Raw genomic sequence first — 15,416 nt, forward strand, 5'->3', positions numbered from 1 at the left:
GGGGTGGTGGGTGAGTCGGGGCCGGGCCGGGGGGTATCCGTCCTCGGTCGGGCGCCACTGTTTCTTCGACAGGGCACCCGGTGCCGGACGCCCGCCGCTGCGGGCGGACACCCCCCGTCCCGTCCCCTCCCCGCCGTACGCGCCTGCACGACGCCCAAGCCCACATGGCCTTCTCACCGAGGGCGCCTGCACGCCCTGCCTTTCAGGCGCGCAGGACCGACGGCCCATATCAACGCCGCCCACCGGCACGCCTTTCAGGGGCGCGGGGAACTGCGCGACCAGCCCCCACGGCGCCGCACTGTGATCCACGAGGCCGACGGCTCATCGCAACGCCGGCCGCGTGTGGGTTTTCTTGGGGGCGCGGGGAACTGCGCGACCAGCCCCCACGGCGCCGCACTGTGATCCCCGAGGCCGACGGCTCATCGCAACGCCGGGCGCGCGTCGGTTTTTAGGGGCGCGGGGAACTGCGCGACCAGCCCCCACGGCGCCGCACCCGCCCTACGACATCCAGCCACACCCCCGTCCGCGCAACCCCCCACGCCAGAACAGACGAAACGACCCCACCCCCGGCGGAGCCGTCCCGTTGCCATCAGCGAGCCGCAGGCTCCAGCACCGACGTCACCCCCTCGGCGGAAGCCGACCTCGCCGGCTGGGCGGACCGGCGCCGTGGGATCAGCAGTGCCGCCGCTCCCGCGACAGCGACCACCGCCGAGCCGGTCACCAGCGCGGGCTGGAGGCCGTCGACGAAGGCCTGGGCGGACTGGTAGCCACCCTGCGCGGAGAAGATCGACGCCATGATCGCGACACCGAGCGCCCCACCGACCTCGCGGAGAGCGTTGTTCGCGCCGGAGGCGATGCCCTGTTCCTTGGGAAGGACGCTGGACATGACCAGGTTGGCGGCGGGGGCGAAGTACAGGGCCATGCCGACGCCGCTGATGATCAGGGCGGGCAGCTGGGCGGCGTAGGAGACGCCCGGGGCGACCACGGCGGCCATCCAGCCGAGGCCGGCCGCCTGGAGGAAGAGGCCCGTTGCCACCACGGGGCGGCCGCCGATGCGGTCGGAGAGGATGCCGGCGATCGGGGCGACGAGCATCGGCATGCCGGTCCAGGGCAGCATCCGCAGCCCCGCCTCGGTCGGCGAGTAACCGAGGACGCCCTGCATGAACTGGCTGAGGAGGAAGATCGAGCCGAACATGCCCAGGAACATCAGAAGGCTCGCGGCGTTGATGCCGGAGAACGCCCGGGAGCGGAACAGACGCATGGGCAGCATGGGGTTCTTGGCGCGCAGGCTGTAGAGGATGAAGGCCGCGAGCAGGGCGGTGCCGGCGAACAGGCCTGTGAGGACGAGCGGGGCCGTCCAGCCGTCGGCGGGGCCGCGGACCAGGCCGTAGACGATTCCGAAGAGGCCGCCGCTGGCGAGCACGGTGCCGGGGACGTCGAGGGGCGCTCCCGTGCCGTGGGACTCGGCCAGGCGCAGGCGGGCGAGGGGCAGCAGGGCTATGCCCAGGGGGACGTTCAGCCAGAAGATCCAGTGCCAGGAGACGTGCTCGGTGAGGCTGCCGCCGATCAGCGGGCCGGAGGCGACCGCGAGGCCGTTGACGGCGCCCCAGATGCCGTACGCCATGCCCCGCTTGGCCGCGGGGACCGCTGCCGTGAGCAGGGTGAGAGTGAGGGGCATCATGATCGCCGCGCCGACGCCCTGGATCGCGCGGGCGGCGATGAGGGCGTTGATGCCGGTGGACATGGCCGCGGCGGCGGACGCGCCGGTGAAGATCGTGAGGCCGGTGAGGAAGAGGCGTCGGCGGCCGAACCGGTCACCGAGGGCCGCGCCTGTCATGAGGAGGACGGCGAACGTGAGGGTGTAGGCGCTGACGGTCCATTCGAGGTCGTCCAGCGCTCCGCCGAGGTCCTTGCGGATGGAGGGCAGGGCGGTGGTGACCACCAGGTTGTCGAGGGCCGCCATGAAACCGGCGACGCTGGTGATGACGAGGGCCCAGACGGTTCCCCCGCGACGACGTGCGATCTGCTCTGACATCGCTCCCCCAGAGGGTGGGTGGTGTGGTGCTTGGACTTCTTATTAGTTATCGATAACTAACTTTGGTGGGCGCACGTGACCGTGCCGGGGGAGGGTCGGTTGGATCCTCTCCATCCACCGTGTGCGCTTTGCGCTATTTCTCCAGGCGGCCCTTCAGCCGCGCTTCGGGGTAGAGCCCTTCCCAGACCCGGTGCTCGGGCGGGAAGCCCATGGCCACCAGGCAGTTGATGAGCATCCCGTACGCCAGGAACGTCGTCGTCTCGCCGGTGTCGGCGCCGAGCGGCAGATGAACCGTGTCCCACAGCCGCATCCAGCCGGCTCGGACCTCCTCGCCGAGCTCGTGGTCACCGGCCTGTTCGGCGGCGCCCACGGCGACGTACATCTGCATCTGCATCAGCAGCCGCTCGGGGCTGTCGGCGATGAGCTTGGTGTACGCGTTCGCCATGGCATGCAGGGCCTCTTCGCCCTCCAGCCCCTCGACCGCCTCCTCGAACGTGCGGATCGTGTCGTCCACGCACCGTTTGGCCACTTCGAGGAAGAGCGCCTTCTTGCCCGGGAAGAGCCGGAAGAGATACGGCTGTGAGACGCCCACACGCTTGGCGATCGCCTCTGTCGACGTGCCGTAGTAGCCACCACGGGCGAACTCGGTGGTCGCCGCGCGGATGACGCTCTCACGCCTCTCCTCTGCGCTCATCCTGGCCATGCAAGTAAGTTAGTACTCAATCACTAACTACGTCAAGGGTGGGTCGGGGAGCGAGTAAGGGGCGCCCCTCCATGGAGTACGCCCCTTACCGTCACCGCACGCGCGCGTGGATCACGCCAGTCGTACGACCGCTCGGGACATGCCCAGCACCTTCTGGCCGGCGCTGGTGGCCGTGAGGTCCACCCGAACCGTGTTGTCGTCGAGCTTGGCGGCGACCTTGGCGCTGACCTCGATCTCCGCGCCCTTGTCGTCGTTCGGGACGATCACGGGCTTGGTGAAGCGGACGCCGTACTCGACGACCGCGCCCGGGTCGCCCGCCCAGTCGGTGACCACCCGGATCGCCTCCGCCATGGTGAACATGCCGTGCGCGATGACGTCCGGGAGGCCGACCTCCTTGGCGAACTTCTCGTTCCAGTGGATCGGGTTGAAGTCCCCGGAGGCGCCCGCGTACTGGACGAGAGTGGCACGAGTCACAGGGAAGGTCCGGGCGGGCAGCTCGGTGCCGACCTCGACGTCGTCGTATGCGATCTTCGCCGTCATCTTGTTGCTCACGCCTCCTCTGCCGCGCGCGCGACCAGCTTGGTCCAGGCCGTCACCACGTGTTCGCCGGCCTCGTCGTGGACCTCGCCACGGATATCCAGGATGTCGTTGCCTGCCAGGGACTTGATCGCCTCGATGGTGGAGGTGACGGTGAGCCGGTCACCCGCGCGTACGGGACGGACGTAGGAGAACTTCTGGTCGCCGTGGACCACCCTGCTGTAGTCCAGGCCCAGCTGCGGGTCCTGGACGACCTGTCCGGCCGCCTTGAAGGTGATGGCGAACACGAAGGTCGGCGGGGCGACGACGTCGGGGTGGCCGAGCGCCTTGGCGGCCTCCGGGTCCGTGTACGCCGGGTTGGTGTCCCCCACCGCCTCCGCGAACTCACGGATCTTCTCCCGGCCCACCTCGTAGGGGTCGGTGGGCGGGTAGGTCCGCCCCACGAAGGACTGGTCGAGCGCCATGGCCCGGCACCTCCTGGTGTCGATAACTAACGTTCGCTGCAGCGGTCCAAACGCCGCGAGGCCGCCCCCTGTTGTGGGGACGGCCTCGCGAACGAGCCTGATTTATCGCGTTTCGCGGTGCGCGGTGTGCGCGTTGCAACGCGGGCAGTGCTTCTTCATCTCCAGTCGGTCCGGGTTGTTACGCCGGTTCTTCTTGGTGATGTAGTTCCGCTCCTTGCACTCCACGCAGGCCAGCGTGATCTTCGGGCGGACGTCGGTGGCAGCCACGTGAGTGCTCCTTGACGAACGGGTGGGATGGTTTAACGCATAAAAGAGTAGCCGATCGAAGGACCGACCCCACAATCGGCTACTGTCAGTAGCGGTGACCGGACTTGAACCGGTGACACAGCGATTATGAGCCGCTTGCTCTACCGACTGAGCTACACCGCTGTGATGCGATCCGTTCCCGCCTCGCGACGGGAACCTCACACACCAGAGCCCCAATACGGAATCGAACCGTAGACCTTCTCCTTACCATGGAGACGCTCTGCCGACTGAGCTATTGGGGCGAGCGATGAAGACATTACACGGTCCGCAGCCGTTCACCCAAATCCGTTTCGCGGCACGCGGGCGGGCTCTTGGAGCGGGGTGGGACGGCCCTCGTTCCGGGCCTCCCTCCGGCTCTCCCACCAGCCACTGAAGCCTCGTTCGTACGGCGGACCACACCGGTACGACTATTGCGCTCCTCCCCGCCGCGAGCGGATCACCGCCCTAGGCTCGACTCACTCTGCGTGATCTTGCGTCCCCTGCGCAGCCGCGAGGCGTCCCTCTGCGCAGCCCCGAGCCCCTGGAGCGCGATGCCCGACAGTCAGCCGCAGCCACAGCCACACTCGGAACCGCAGCCACAGCCGCCTCATTCGTCGGCCTCGGGCTCGTCGGAGGGCTCGGGGCAGGGGGATCCGGCTTCGCTCCTGCTGTGCGGGGCGCGGCTCACCGACGGTCGGACCGTGGACGTACGGCTCGGGGGCGGGCGTATCGAGGCTGTCGGTACGGCCGGGAGTCTGGCGGTGGGCGGCACGCGCGCGTGTGGGGCGCGGGTGGACCTGAGCAGCTATCTGCTGCTGCCGGCTCCCGCCGAGCCGCACGCCCACGGCGACACCGCGCTGTCGGCCGACGCCGACGGGCCCGCCTCGCACGACCCCCATGACGTCCAGCGCCGGGCCACGGAGGCCGCTCTGCTGCAACTCGGGCACGGGGCGACCGCGTTGCGGGCACACGTGCGTGTCGGCGACGTGCAGGGGCTGGGCGCGCTGGCCGCCCTGCTGCAGGCGCGGCGTTCACTGCGCGGGCTGACGGAGTTGACGGCCGTGGCCATGCCCAGGGTGCTGACCGGGGTCGCGGGGGCCGAGGGGCTCGCGATGTTGCGGGACGCGGTGAAGATGGGCGCTTCCGTGGTGGGTGGCTGTCCGGATGTGGACCCCGATCCGACGGGCTATGTGGAGGCCGTCCTCGAGGTCGCCTCCGAGCACGGGTGCCCCGTCGATCTGCACACCGACGCCACCGACCCGGCTCGTCTGGCCCGCTTCGCCGCGATGGCCGGGGGCTTGCGCCCCGGGGTGGCCCTCGGCCCGTGCGGCGGCCTCGCCCGTCTGCCCACCGAGACGGCCCACCGCACCGCCGACCAGCTCGCGGCGGCCGGGGTGACCGTGGTGTGCCTGCCCCAGGGCGTCTGCGACGGCACCGATCGGCGCGGGACGGCTCCGGTACGGCTGCTGCGGGCAGCGGGTGTGAGGGTCGCGGCCGGCAGCGGCGCCCTGAGGGACGTGTCGAATCCGGTGGGGCGCGGGGACCCGTTGGAGGCCGCCTATCTGCTGGCCTCCCGGTACGGGCTGCGGCCCGAGGAGGCCTACGACGCGGTGAGCACGTCCGCGCGGGCCGCCCTGGGCCTGCCCGAGGTACGGGTCGAGGCCGGCTTCCCCGCCGAACTGCTCGCCGTGCGGGGGGATCGGCTGACAGGCGCGTTGTCCCTGGCCTACAGCCGGATCGTCGTACACCGGGGCCGAGTCGTGGCCCGCACCAGCGCGGTACGCGAGTACTGCAACACAGCAGCCACAGCAGAACTGGGGCTACCTCGGCAGGGGCGGGGGGAGGTGTCGTGAGGGGGGCGCGCGCCGGGCGTGGGCGCCAAGGGATCGCAGGGGGGCGTGGGGGGGGGCAGGGGAGCGCATGCGGGGGCGCGCAATGTGGGCTGAGGGCGTGCGCCGGAGCGTGCATGTGCATTGAGGGCGCGTGATGCGGGAGCGCGCGCTGGGCGCGTGTGCGGAAGGCGGGCGCGAGGTTGGGCTTGCGCGCTGGGCGTGGGTGGTGCGAGCAGGGCACGGGCGGCGGAGCGGGATGCGGCTCCATTTACGACTTACGACAGGCCCTTGCACGGCGGGACCACCCCTGTGCGCGCCGTGGTGAGCGCTGTGCGCAACCCGCTCGTGCGCCGAGCCCCCAGGCGCCCTGCCTGCGCTCCCGCCGGAGCAACCCCTCTCCCGCGGAAAGCACGTTCCTCACGCACCCGCCATTCCTCGCTCGCCGGAGCGCACGCCACCTCTCACATGCCCAGGCGTGGACTGCGCCCCCCAGGCCGAGCGCGTGCACTACCCGCTCCCAAACCAAGCCGCAGACAAAGCGTGTGCGCCGCTCCTCGTCCACCACCCGGCGCGCACCCACCGGCACACGCCCCGATACGCAACGCAAGCTCGCGCTGGGAGCGCGCGATGCCAGCGCGCACGCCCCGCGTACACACCGCCGATCCGTGCGCTCGGCGCATGCGCTCTCCCCCTGCGCCCCGCGCCCGCCCTGCCCACACGCGCCCCCGGTACGTGCTTCAAGTCGTGCGGCGGATGCGGCTACCCGGGCGTACGGTCGAAGACATGCGCATTGTCATCGCTGGTGGTCATGGTCAGATCGCGTTGCGGCTGGAGCGCCTGCTCGCCGTGCGTGGGGACGAGGTCGCGGGGATCATCCGTCATGCCGAACAGGGCGACGACCTGCGGGAGGCCGGTGCCGAACCGGTCCTGTTGGACTTGGAGTCGGCCTCGGTCGAGGAGGTCGCGGCGCATCTTCAGGGCGCGGACGCGGCGGTCTTCGCGGCGGGCGCCGGTCCGGGCAGCGGGGTGGCCCGCAAGGACACGGTGGACAAGGGGGCGGCGATCCTCTTCGCGGACGCGGCGGTTCGGGCGGGCGTACGGCGACACGTGGTCGTCTCGTCGATGGGGGCCGATCCCGCGCACACCGGGGACGACGTTTTCGATGTCTACCTGCGGGCGAAGGGCCAGGCCGACGCCCACGTCCGGAATCTGGACGCTCTGGACTGGACGATCCTGCGCCCCGGGATGCTGACGAACGACGCCGGTACCGGACTCGTACGGCTGGAGGCGCACACCGGCCGCGGTCCGATTCCGCGGGACGACGTGGCCGCCGTATTGGCGGAGTTGGTGGACTCCACTGCGACGGCCGGTCTGACGCTTGAGCTGATCAGCGGGTCGACGCCGGTCTCGGTGGCGGTGAAGTCGGTGGCCGGCAACTGACTCCTGACGCGTCAAAACCTGACGCGTCAAAACCGGTTCAGAACAGCGGCATCTGGCCCGGCATCTCTGGAAGGACGTAGCCGTCCAAGGATGGTTGGGACGCGTCGAGTTGGGCCTGGCGGCGGGAACCGGGGCAGGAGACCAGGGCGCCGTTCTCGCGGGCGCCGGGCGGGTCGTGCCGGGCGAAACGGCCGGCGACGACGGCGATCTCGCGACGGCATTCGGGGCAGCGTCTGCGGCGAGTGGACATGGGGTCAGTGTGCCCCGTACGAGCGCGGGCCTCAGCCGAGGCAGGGAGCCTGAGCCGAGGCAGGGAAGCTAAACCGATGCAGGGAGGCTCGGCTGAGGCAGGGAGCCTCAGCCGATGTAGGGGCCCGTTCGCGTGCGGTCCAGCGCGTGGTCGATCCGTAGGCGCATGGTGGGGTGGATGTCCAGTTCGGGCAGCTCGGGCGGGTCGACCCAGCGGACGAGGGGTGTTTCGGCGCTCGTGCGGAGTTCGCCGCCCGTGGGGTGCGCGCGGAAGCAGAGGCTGAACTGCTGGCGGACCTCGCCGTCGTCGTAGCGCATCACATGTCCGGGGTCGGTGTAGATGCCGGTCAGGCCGACCACCTCGACCTCGACGCCGGTCTCCTCACGGACCTCGCGCACCACGGTCTCGCTGATGGACTCCCCCAGGTCGTGGCCGCCTCCGGGAAGGGCCCAGCGACCGTTGTCGGAGCGCCTGATCATGAGCACCTGTCCGGCGGGGTTCTGCACCAGTGCCACGACCGCGGGCACCACCGAGTTGGCGGCCGGGGCGTCGGGCTCGTGGAAGTAGTCGATACGCGCCATGCCGTCGTCCCTACCCGCGGCGACGCCTCCCTCCCACCACCCCCGGTGTCGCACCCCTCCCCCAAGACCTCCCCCCTTCCCCCACACAATCCAACCCTCCTTGCTTAAGTCAATCAACTGACTTAACTTGGGGGGGTCGTGCATGCCCGATGCCCCACCTCCACGGAGGCCGACCCATGTCCCACGCACTCCCCCGCCCCACCGACGACGACGGGGTGAAGTCCGCAGCGCCGCGGGCCGGTGCCGTCGTCGCGGTGCTGGCCTTCGGCGGGATCGTGGTCTCGCTGATGCAGACCCTGGTCATCCCGATCGTCCCGGAGTTGCCCAAGCTCCTGAACGCCCCCGCGTCCGACACCGCCTGGGCGGTCACCGCCACGCTGCTCGCGGCAGCCGTGGCCGTCCCCATGATGGGGCGGCTCGGCGACATGTACGGCAAGCGGCGCATGCTGCTGGCCAGCCTGGTCCTGCTGATCGCCGGTTCGGCGACCGCCGCCCTCAGCGACTCGCTCGCGCCGATGATCGTCGGGCGCGTGCTGCAGGGCATGGCCGGCGGTGTGATCCCGCTCGGCATCAGCATCATGCGCGACGAACTGCCCGCCGAACGGCTCGGCTCGGCCACCGCCATGATGAGTGCCTCGCTCGGCGTGGGAGCGGCTCTGGGCCTGCCCGCCGCGGCTCTGATCGCCGACAACTTCGACTGGCACGTGCTGTTCTGGAGTTCGGGCGCGTTGGGCGTCGTAGCGCTGCTGCTGGTGCTGTTCGTGGTCCCGGAGTCGAAGGTGCGTACGGGCGGTCGTTTCGACGTCGTCGGCGGGCTCGGCATGGCGGCCGGCCTGGTCTGCCTGCTGCTGGCCATCTCCAAGGGCGGCGACTGGGGTTGGGGCAGCGGCACCACGCTCGGTCTGTTCGCCGCGGCGGTCGTGATCCTGCTGCTGTGGGGCTGGTTCGAGCTGCGTACCGAGCAGCCGCTGGTCGACCTGCGTACGACGGCCCGCCGCCAGGTCCTGGTCACCAACCTCGCCTCGGTCGCGCTCGGCTTCGGCATGTTCGCGATGTCCCTGGTGCTTCCTCAGCTCCTGCAGTTGCCTGAGGCGACCGGGTACGGGCTCGGCAAGTCCCTCCTCACCGCCGGCCTGGTCATGGCACCGTCCGGACTGGTGATGATGGCGATCGCCCCGGTCTCGGCCGCTCTGTCCAAGGCCAAGGGCCCCAAGACCAGCCTGATGCTCGGCTCGCTGATCGCGGCCGCCGGCTACGGCCTCAACATCCTGTTGATGTCCGAGGTCTGGGAGTTCGTGCTGGTGTCGTGTGTCATCGGCTCGGGCATCGGCTTCACCTATGGCGCGATGCCGTCCCTCATCATGGGCGCGGTGCCGCCGTCCCAGTCGGGCGCCGCGAACAGCCTCAACACCCTGATGCGGTCCATCGGCACGTCCACCGCGAGCGCCGTCGCCGGCGTGATCCTCTCCCAGATGACGATCAAGTTGGGCCCGGTCGCGGTCCCGTCCGAGAACGGCTTCAAGACGGTCCTGGCGGTGGGCGGCGGCGCGGCACTGCTGGCGTTCGTCGTGGCGTCGTTCATTCCGCGGCACCGGCCGGCGACCGCGGTCACCGAGGGAGCCCCGACCGGCGGACATTCCGCTACGACGCCTGCCGCGACCGGGACGTCCGCCGGGACGGGTACGCCGGGCCCGATGATCACGGGCGCGGAACCGGGCACCGGCATCGAACGTACGCCCGCACTCGCGACGACGACTGAGCCTTCGGCCGCACCTACGGCTACGGCTTCCGCTACCGCTACCGCTACCGCTACGACTGCGCCTACGACCGTGACGAACGGCTCCACAGACACCACCGGCGTCCGGGTGACGGGCCACGTCCTCGGCGCGGAGCGTGTACCGGTGCCGGGGGCGGCGGTCACCCTGATCTCGCTCGGCGGCAGGCAGCTGAGCCGGTCCGTCTCACGGCCCGACGGCGCCTACGGCGTAGACGCGCCGGTCGGCGGCTCCTACGTCCTGATCACCTCCGCCGACGGCTTCCAGCCCCAGGCCTCGACGCTCGTCGTCGCCGAGGCGCCGGTCTCCTACGACGTCCTGCTGAGCGGCACGAGCGGCCTCGCGGGGCTGGTGCGGGCCGCCGAGAGCGGGGCGCCGGTCGCCGACGCGCTGGTCATCGTGACGGACGTGCGCGGGGAGGTCCTCGCCACCGGACGCACGGACGTGCTGGGCGAGTTCACGGTGACCGACCTGGTGCCGGGAACGGTCACGCTCGCCGTCAACTCCCCCAAGCACCGCCCCGTGGCCCTGCCCGTCGAGGTCGGCGGCGCCGGGACCACCCGTGTCGAGATCGAGCTCCGGGCCGGCGCGCAGGTGCGAGGCACGGTACGGGGCGGGGGCGTTCCCCTGGGCGACGCCCGGGTCACGCTGGTGGACGCGGCGGGCAACGTCGTCGCCACGACCAGGACAGGCCTGGACGGGGCGTACGCCTTCTCCGACCTGGACATCGGCACGTACACGGTCATCGCGACCGGATACCCGCCGCAGGCCGCGACCGTCTCCGTCCCGGGCGGCGGCGGAATCGACGACCACGACATCCAACTGACGCACAGCGGGGAGTAGTTCCCACCCCGACCACCCACCGAACCAACCCGACCCGACCCGCGTGGCCTCCTTGAGCGGAGGGGGCTGCGCGGTGTCTGCGAACGCCTTGGATGGGGCGGGCCATGGGGTGAGCGGGGCCCAGAGTGGGGCGGGCCATGGGTGCCGCGGGGCCCAGGGTGGGGCGGGCAGTCGGAGGCTCGGGGGCGGGCATCAGCGGCCGGGGGCACGCATCGGCGGCCCGGGGGCATGCGTCAGTCACGCGAGAAGCCCAAGAAGAAGACCCCCTGCGCACTACGTTTCCGCAGTTCGGAGGGGGTCTTTCTCTCAGCGTGGCGGCGCCAGGATTCGAACCTGGGAAGGCTGAGCCGGCAGATTTACAGTCTGCTCCCTTTGGCCGCTCGGGCACACCGCCGGGGTTGCTGCCGTTCGAACCGCTTTTCGGCGGTGCTCTCTGGCAACGACGTAAACAATACCCGATACGGAGGGGTGCTTCGCCACCCGATTGATCTGCGCCCGAGGGACCACGGGTGGCTAGGCTTGTGCGGATGCGGCCCGGGTTCCACGCCGGGCTCGGCGGCCACCCCCACGCCCGCCGATACGCACCTCACAAGCACCCCGATACAAGGAGCCACAGGACATGGCCGACTCCAGTTTCGACATCGTCTCGAAGGTCGAGCGGCAGGAGGTCGACAACGCCCTCAACCAGGCCGCCAAGGAGATCTCGCAGCGCTACGACTTCAAGGGCGTGGGTGCCTCGATCTCGTGGTCCGGCGAGAAGATCCTGATGGAGGCGAACTCCGAGGACCGCGTCAAGGCCGTTCTCGACGTCTTCCAGTCCAAGCTGATCAAGCGCGGTATCTCCCTGAAGGCGCTGGACGCGGGCGAGCCCCAGCTGTCCGGCAAGGAGTACAAGATCTTCGCGTCCATCGAGGAGGGCATCTCCCAGGAGAACGCGAAGAAGGTGGCGAAGATCATCCGCGATGAGGGGCCCAAGGGGGTGAAGGCTCAGGTGCAGGGCGACGAACTGCGCGTCAGCTCCAAGAGCCGCGACGACCTGCAGGCTGTCATCGCCCTCCTCAAGGGCAAGGACTTCGACTTCGCGCTCCAGTTCGTGAACTACCGGTAGGCCCGGGGATCCGCGGCACCGGCTCACGATCACAGCAGCGGTACGAGGAAGGGTGGGCACCCGTCGATGCCCACCCTTCTCTCCTGCTGGCTGCGGTCCGGGGGTGTGCTCGGTCGCACCAGGGCGCGCACTCGGTCAGTTGCGCGAATTGCCGAACAGGATGCGATAGGCGATCAGCAGGACCAGCGAGCCACCGATGGCCGCCGCCCAGGTCGCGCCGTCGTAGAAGTGCTTGGTGATCGGATGGTCCAGGAAACGCGCCGAGATCCATCCGCCGATGAACGCGCCCGCGACACCGATGATCGTCGTGCCGATGAAGCCGCCCGGGTCGCGTCCCGGCAGCAGGAACTTGGCGATGGCCCCGGCCAGCAGCCCCAGGATGATCCAGCTGATGAACGTCATGCCGTGAACCTGCCCTCCCGCGCTGTGCGTGCACTGTCCGGATGGTGTGAGTTCGGTGCGGACAGGCTGTACGTGGCGCGACGTGCGTCCGTGGTGCGCACCGCGTGCCGCTCGGCTCTGAGACCGGCTCGCCGTGCGCTTGTTCGTGCTCTGTTGATGTGGAGGACGTCATGGTGAGGCTCCTCGGTTGCAGCGGTCAGTAGGGTGCGGGCCATGGCTCAGTCCCCCACTTCCGCCCCCGAACTGCGTCGCACCCTCGGCGTCGGTGACGCCGTGATCGTCGGGCTCGGCTCGATGATCGGGGCCGGGATCTTCGCCGCCCTGGGCCCCGCGGCCCGCGCGGCCGGCTCCGGACTGCTGCTCGGCCTCGCGGTCGCCGCCGTGGTCGCCTACTGCAACGCCACGTCCTCGGCCCGTCTGGCCGCGCTGTATCCGGCCTCCGGCGGCACGTATGTGTACGGGCGCGAGCGGCTGGGCGCGTTCTGGGGTTACCTCGCGGGCTGGTCGTTCGTGGTCGGGAAGACGGCCTCCTGTGCGGCGATGGCGCTCACCGTGGGCGCGTACGTATGGCCGGGTCAGGCACACGCCGTGGCGGTCGCCGCCGTGGTCGCGCTGACCGCGGTGAACTATGGCGGCATACAGAAGTCCGCCTGGCTGACCCGGGTGATCGTTGCTGTGGTGCTGGCTGTCCTCGCTTCCGTGGTGGTCGTGTGTCTGGGGTCGGATGCCTCCGAGGCCGGGCGTCTGGACATCGGGGCCTCCGGGGGCGCGGGCGGCGTGCTGCAGGCGGCCGGTCTGCTGTTCTTCGCGTTCGCCGGGTACGCGCGCATCGCGACCCTCGGCGAGGAGGTACGCGATCCCGCGCGCACCATCCCCCGTGCGATCCCGCTGGCCCTGGGCATCGCGCTCGCGGTGTACGTGTGTGTGGCGGTGGCCGTCCTTTCCGTGCTGGGGGCCGGTGGTCTTGGGCGTGCGGCTGCTCCGCTGGCCGACGCGGTGCGGGCGGCCGGGGTGCCGGGGCTGGTGCCGGTGGTTCGGGTCGGGGCAGCCGTGGCCGCGCTGGGTTCCCTGCTCGCGCTGATCCTGGGCGTCTCCCGCACGACCCTGGCCATGGCTCGGGACCGGCATCTGCCCGCCGCGCTGTCCGCCGTGCATCCACGCTTCCAGGTGCCGCACCGCGCCGAGCTGGCCGTGGGTGCGGTGGTCGCCGCCCTGGCCGCCACGGTGGACGTACGGGGCGCGATCGGCTTCTCCTCCTTCGGTGTGCTCGCCTACTACGCGGTGGCCAACGCCTCGGCCTGGACGCTGAGTCCGGCACCGACGGCACGGGCACTGCCGGCAGTGGGGCTGATCGGGTGTGTGGTGCTCGCGTTTTCGCTGCCAGAGGTTTCGGTGGTCGTGGGCGCGGGGGTCCTGACGGTGGGCGTGGTGGCGTACGGAGTGCGGCGGTGGGCGACGGAGCGACGGGGCGTCGAGGGGTAGGGGGTGCGGTGTCGGGGGCGACCGGGCGTCGGGGGGGAGAGAACCCGGCGGTGGACCGTGGGGGGCGGCGCGCGAGCCCAGCGACTCCCTGGCGACTGGAGCGCCGCCCCGTTCACCGACCGGTGTCAGGACGCGTGCGCCTCAGTCGTGCGCATGGCGAAGTCGGCCCACGGAGCCAGGTCCACGCCCTCGTTGGTCTCCTCGTACCAGCCCGTGCCGTCGAGCCAGCTGCACAGCCAGTCCGCGAGGCTCGGTGCGTCGACGTACCAGGCGTGAGCAGCGTCGCCGGCGTTCGGCTCGAAGAGCAGAACCGTCGCTTGCGGGGAACGGCAGTCCACGCACGCGTACATGGCGCAGCCCCAGTGGGATATCGGCAGGACGCCGTCGGGCCACGGCCAGTCCGGGTCCTTGCGGGCGCTCTTACGGTTGGCGAGGTACTGCACGACGGCGGCGGGCTCTCCGGCGGGCGCGCTGTCGAGTAGAGGCAACAGGCCGTACTCCGGGCCGAAGCCGCCGTCCCCTATCCACAGGTAGAGCTCGGCGAGCAGCGGCGGCAGGGCGAAGCCGAGGGTTGCCTCGGCGCGGGCCACGGTGGCCGCGTCGACGGGCTCGGGAAGGGAAGCCCAGCCCCATGGACGGGTGTTGCGCGCCTTCGTCGCGACCCGTGCCAGCAACTGCTCGTTCTCGGTCATGGATTCATGATGCAAGGCGCCACTGACAATCGGGCCCGCCTGTGGACAACCTCCGGGTTGTGGAAAACGCCGTGGCCCGGACGAGGGGCGGGCGGAGATCGCCGCGCCCTTCGATCGGGCCACTCGCACAGTTGTGCCGGGCGGAGTCAGCGCGCCGCGAACGGCTCGTCCGTCCGCACGATCTCGCGGCCGAGCGGCAGCAGCGAGACCGGGATGAGTTTGAAGTTGGCGATCCCGAACGGGATTCCAATGATCGTGATGCACAGGGCGATGCCGGTGACGATGTGGGTGAGCGCCAGCCACCAGCCCGCGAGGACCAGCCACAGCACATTGCCGATGCAGGACGGCGCACCGGCGTCACGGCGCTCGATCGTCGTGTATCCGAAGGGCCACAGGGCGTAGACCCCGATACGGAAAGCCGCGATGCCGAAGGGGATCGTCTTCGAACGTTCCTGATCACGCTACTAGGGTGCTGCGGTTTCGCCTGAGTGCATGACCTGCTGATACTGGTGGTAGCAAGCAGTGTCGGGTGGAGCGACCTGAGAGGCATCGATCATGAAGCTGTTGAACCTGCTGCTGAACATCCTGTGGCTCGTCTTCTGCGGCATCTGGATGGCGATCGCCTACCTGGTTGCTGCGCTGATCTGCTTCATCTTGATCGTCACCATCCCGTTTGGCATCGCGTCGCTGCGTATCGCCGGGTTCGTGTTGTGGCCGTTCGGCCGGACCACTGTCGAACGGCCGGAGGCCGGGGCAGGGTCCTTCATCGGCAACGTGATCTGGGTGATCTTCGCGGGATGGTGGCTGGCGCTGGGGCACCTGATCACGAGCATCCCACTATTCGTGTCGATCATTGGCATCCCGTTCGGGTGGGCCAACCTGAAGCTCATCCCGATCTCACTCATGCCGCTGGGACGCGAGGTTGTGTCTACGGATCAGGGGTTCGGGGGACGCTAGCCGCTCAGGAGCGAGAAACCGACAGACCTT

At 70.2% G+C, this 15,416-nt stretch carries 16 protein-coding genes and 3 tRNA genes; 6 read left to right on the top strand and 13 right to left on the bottom strand.

Going from position 1 to position 15,416, the window contains the following annotated elements; all coding sequences use genetic code 11:
• Positions 1-589 precede the first annotated feature (589 nt).
• From ABZT17_RS37195 to ABZT17_RS37225, 7 genes are all read right to left on the bottom strand, one after another.
• Positions 590-2,035 carry a DHA2 family efflux MFS transporter permease subunit gene (locus ABZT17_RS37195; RefSeq protein ID WP_356355838.1) on the bottom strand — a complete coding sequence of 482 codons (1,446 nt, stop codon included), beginning with the start codon at positions 2,033-2,035 and terminating at the stop codon, positions 590-592.
• 133 nt (positions 2,036-2,168) lie between these two features.
• Entirely contained in the window at positions 2,169-2,738 is a 570-nt protein-coding gene (locus ABZT17_RS37200; protein WP_356355840.1) for a TetR/AcrR family transcriptional regulator, read from the bottom strand.
• A 111-nt stretch (positions 2,739-2,849) separates the two neighbouring features.
• On the bottom strand, positions 2,850-3,278 hold the full coding sequence (locus ABZT17_RS37205) for a MaoC family dehydratase (RefSeq protein WP_356355892.1): 429 nt from the start codon (positions 3,276-3,278) through the stop codon (positions 2,850-2,852).
• An 8-nt stretch (positions 3,279-3,286) separates the two neighbouring features.
• A complete protein-coding gene (locus tag ABZT17_RS37210) occupies positions 3,287-3,739 on the bottom strand; it encodes a MaoC family dehydratase N-terminal domain-containing protein (RefSeq protein ID WP_356355842.1) in 453 nt (150 codons plus the stop codon).
• Positions 3,740-3,841: 102 nt separating this feature from the next.
• Positions 3,842-4,006, bottom strand: a complete 165-nt coding sequence (rpmG, locus tag ABZT17_RS37215; protein ID WP_003948671.1) for a 50S ribosomal protein L33 — start codon at positions 4,004-4,006, stop codon at positions 3,842-3,844.
• A gap of 89 nt (positions 4,007-4,095) precedes the next feature.
• Positions 4,096-4,168: transfer RNA gene (locus ABZT17_RS37220), tRNA-Met, on the bottom strand.
• Between the two features lie 46 nt (positions 4,169-4,214).
• Positions 4,215-4,287: transfer RNA gene (locus tag ABZT17_RS37225), tRNA-Thr, on the bottom strand.
• 288 nt (positions 4,288-4,575) lie between these two features.
• Between ABZT17_RS37225 and ABZT17_RS37230 the strand changes: the two genes are divergently transcribed.
• Both ABZT17_RS37230 and ABZT17_RS37235 read left to right on the top strand, forming a co-directional pair.
• A complete protein-coding gene (locus ABZT17_RS37230) occupies positions 4,576-5,877 on the top strand; it encodes a hydrolase (RefSeq protein ID WP_356355844.1) in 1,302 nt (433 codons plus the stop codon).
• Positions 5,878-6,639: 762 nt separating this feature from the next.
• Complete coding sequence (locus ABZT17_RS37235) at positions 6,640-7,296, top strand: SDR family oxidoreductase (RefSeq protein WP_356355846.1); 657 nt, start codon at positions 6,640-6,642, stop codon at positions 7,294-7,296.
• Positions 7,297-7,333: 37 nt separating this feature from the next.
• Here ABZT17_RS37235 and ABZT17_RS37240 read toward each other — a convergent pair whose 3' ends face one another.
• Positions 7,334-7,546 (bottom strand): hypothetical protein, encoded by a 213-nt coding sequence (locus ABZT17_RS37240; RefSeq protein ID WP_356355848.1) that lies wholly within the window; start codon positions 7,544-7,546, stop codon positions 7,334-7,336.
• A gap of 107 nt (positions 7,547-7,653) precedes the next feature.
• Positions 7,654-8,127 carry an NUDIX domain-containing protein gene (locus tag ABZT17_RS37245; protein ID WP_356355850.1) on the bottom strand — a complete coding sequence of 158 codons (474 nt, stop codon included), beginning with the start codon at positions 8,125-8,127 and terminating at the stop codon, positions 7,654-7,656.
• A 176-nt stretch (positions 8,128-8,303) separates the two neighbouring features.
• On the opposite strand from ABZT17_RS37245, the gene ABZT17_RS37250 reads away from it, so the two are divergent.
• Entirely contained in the window at positions 8,304-10,745 is a 2,442-nt protein-coding gene (locus tag ABZT17_RS37250; protein WP_356355852.1) for an MFS transporter, read from the top strand.
• A 312-nt stretch (positions 10,746-11,057) separates the two neighbouring features.
• On the opposite strand, the gene ABZT17_RS37255 is transcribed toward ABZT17_RS37250, so the two are convergent.
• Positions 11,058-11,139 (bottom strand) — tRNA-Tyr (locus ABZT17_RS37255).
• 225 nt (positions 11,140-11,364) lie between these two features.
• Between ABZT17_RS37255 and ABZT17_RS37260 the strand changes: the two genes are divergently transcribed.
• Positions 11,365-11,853, top strand: coding sequence for a YajQ family cyclic di-GMP-binding protein (locus ABZT17_RS37260; RefSeq protein WP_030174428.1), 489 nt, complete (start codon positions 11,365-11,367; stop codon positions 11,851-11,853).
• A 135-nt stretch (positions 11,854-11,988) separates the two neighbouring features.
• Here the strand turns inward: ABZT17_RS37260 and ABZT17_RS37265 are convergent, their stop codons facing one another.
• A complete protein-coding gene (locus ABZT17_RS37265) occupies positions 11,989-12,255 on the bottom strand; it encodes a GlsB/YeaQ/YmgE family stress response membrane protein (RefSeq protein ID WP_356355855.1) in 267 nt (88 codons plus the stop codon).
• 213 nt (positions 12,256-12,468) lie between these two features.
• On the opposite strand from ABZT17_RS37265, the gene ABZT17_RS37270 reads away from it, so the two are divergent.
• Complete coding sequence (locus ABZT17_RS37270; protein WP_356355857.1) at positions 12,469-13,737, top strand: APC family permease; 1,269 nt, start codon at positions 12,469-12,471, stop codon at positions 13,735-13,737.
• Positions 13,738-13,862: 125 nt separating this feature from the next.
• Here ABZT17_RS37270 and ABZT17_RS37275 read toward each other — a convergent pair whose 3' ends face one another.
• Both ABZT17_RS37275 and ABZT17_RS37280 read right to left on the bottom strand, forming a co-directional pair.
• Positions 13,863-14,429: an SMI1/KNR4 family protein gene (locus ABZT17_RS37275; RefSeq protein WP_356355858.1), complete on the bottom strand. Its 567-nt coding sequence runs from the start codon at positions 14,427-14,429 to the stop codon at positions 13,863-13,865.
• 146 nt (positions 14,430-14,575) lie between these two features.
• Positions 14,576-14,866 carry a YccF domain-containing protein gene (locus tag ABZT17_RS37280; protein WP_356355893.1) on the bottom strand — a complete coding sequence of 97 codons (291 nt, stop codon included), beginning with the start codon at positions 14,864-14,866 and terminating at the stop codon, positions 14,576-14,578.
• 118 nt (positions 14,867-14,984) lie between these two features.
• Here ABZT17_RS37280 and ABZT17_RS37285 point away from each other — a divergent pair, with 118 nt between their 5' ends.
• Positions 14,985-15,386: a YccF domain-containing protein gene (locus ABZT17_RS37285; protein WP_356355860.1), complete on the top strand. Its 402-nt coding sequence runs from the start codon at positions 14,985-14,987 to the stop codon at positions 15,384-15,386.
• The last annotated feature ends 30 nt before the right edge of the window (positions 15,387-15,416 follow it).

Origin of the sequence: Streptomyces sp. NPDC005648 (assembly GCF_040605395.1) — a bacterium.
Classification (GTDB): domain Bacteria; phylum Actinomycetota; class Actinomycetes; order Streptomycetales; family Streptomycetaceae; genus Streptomyces.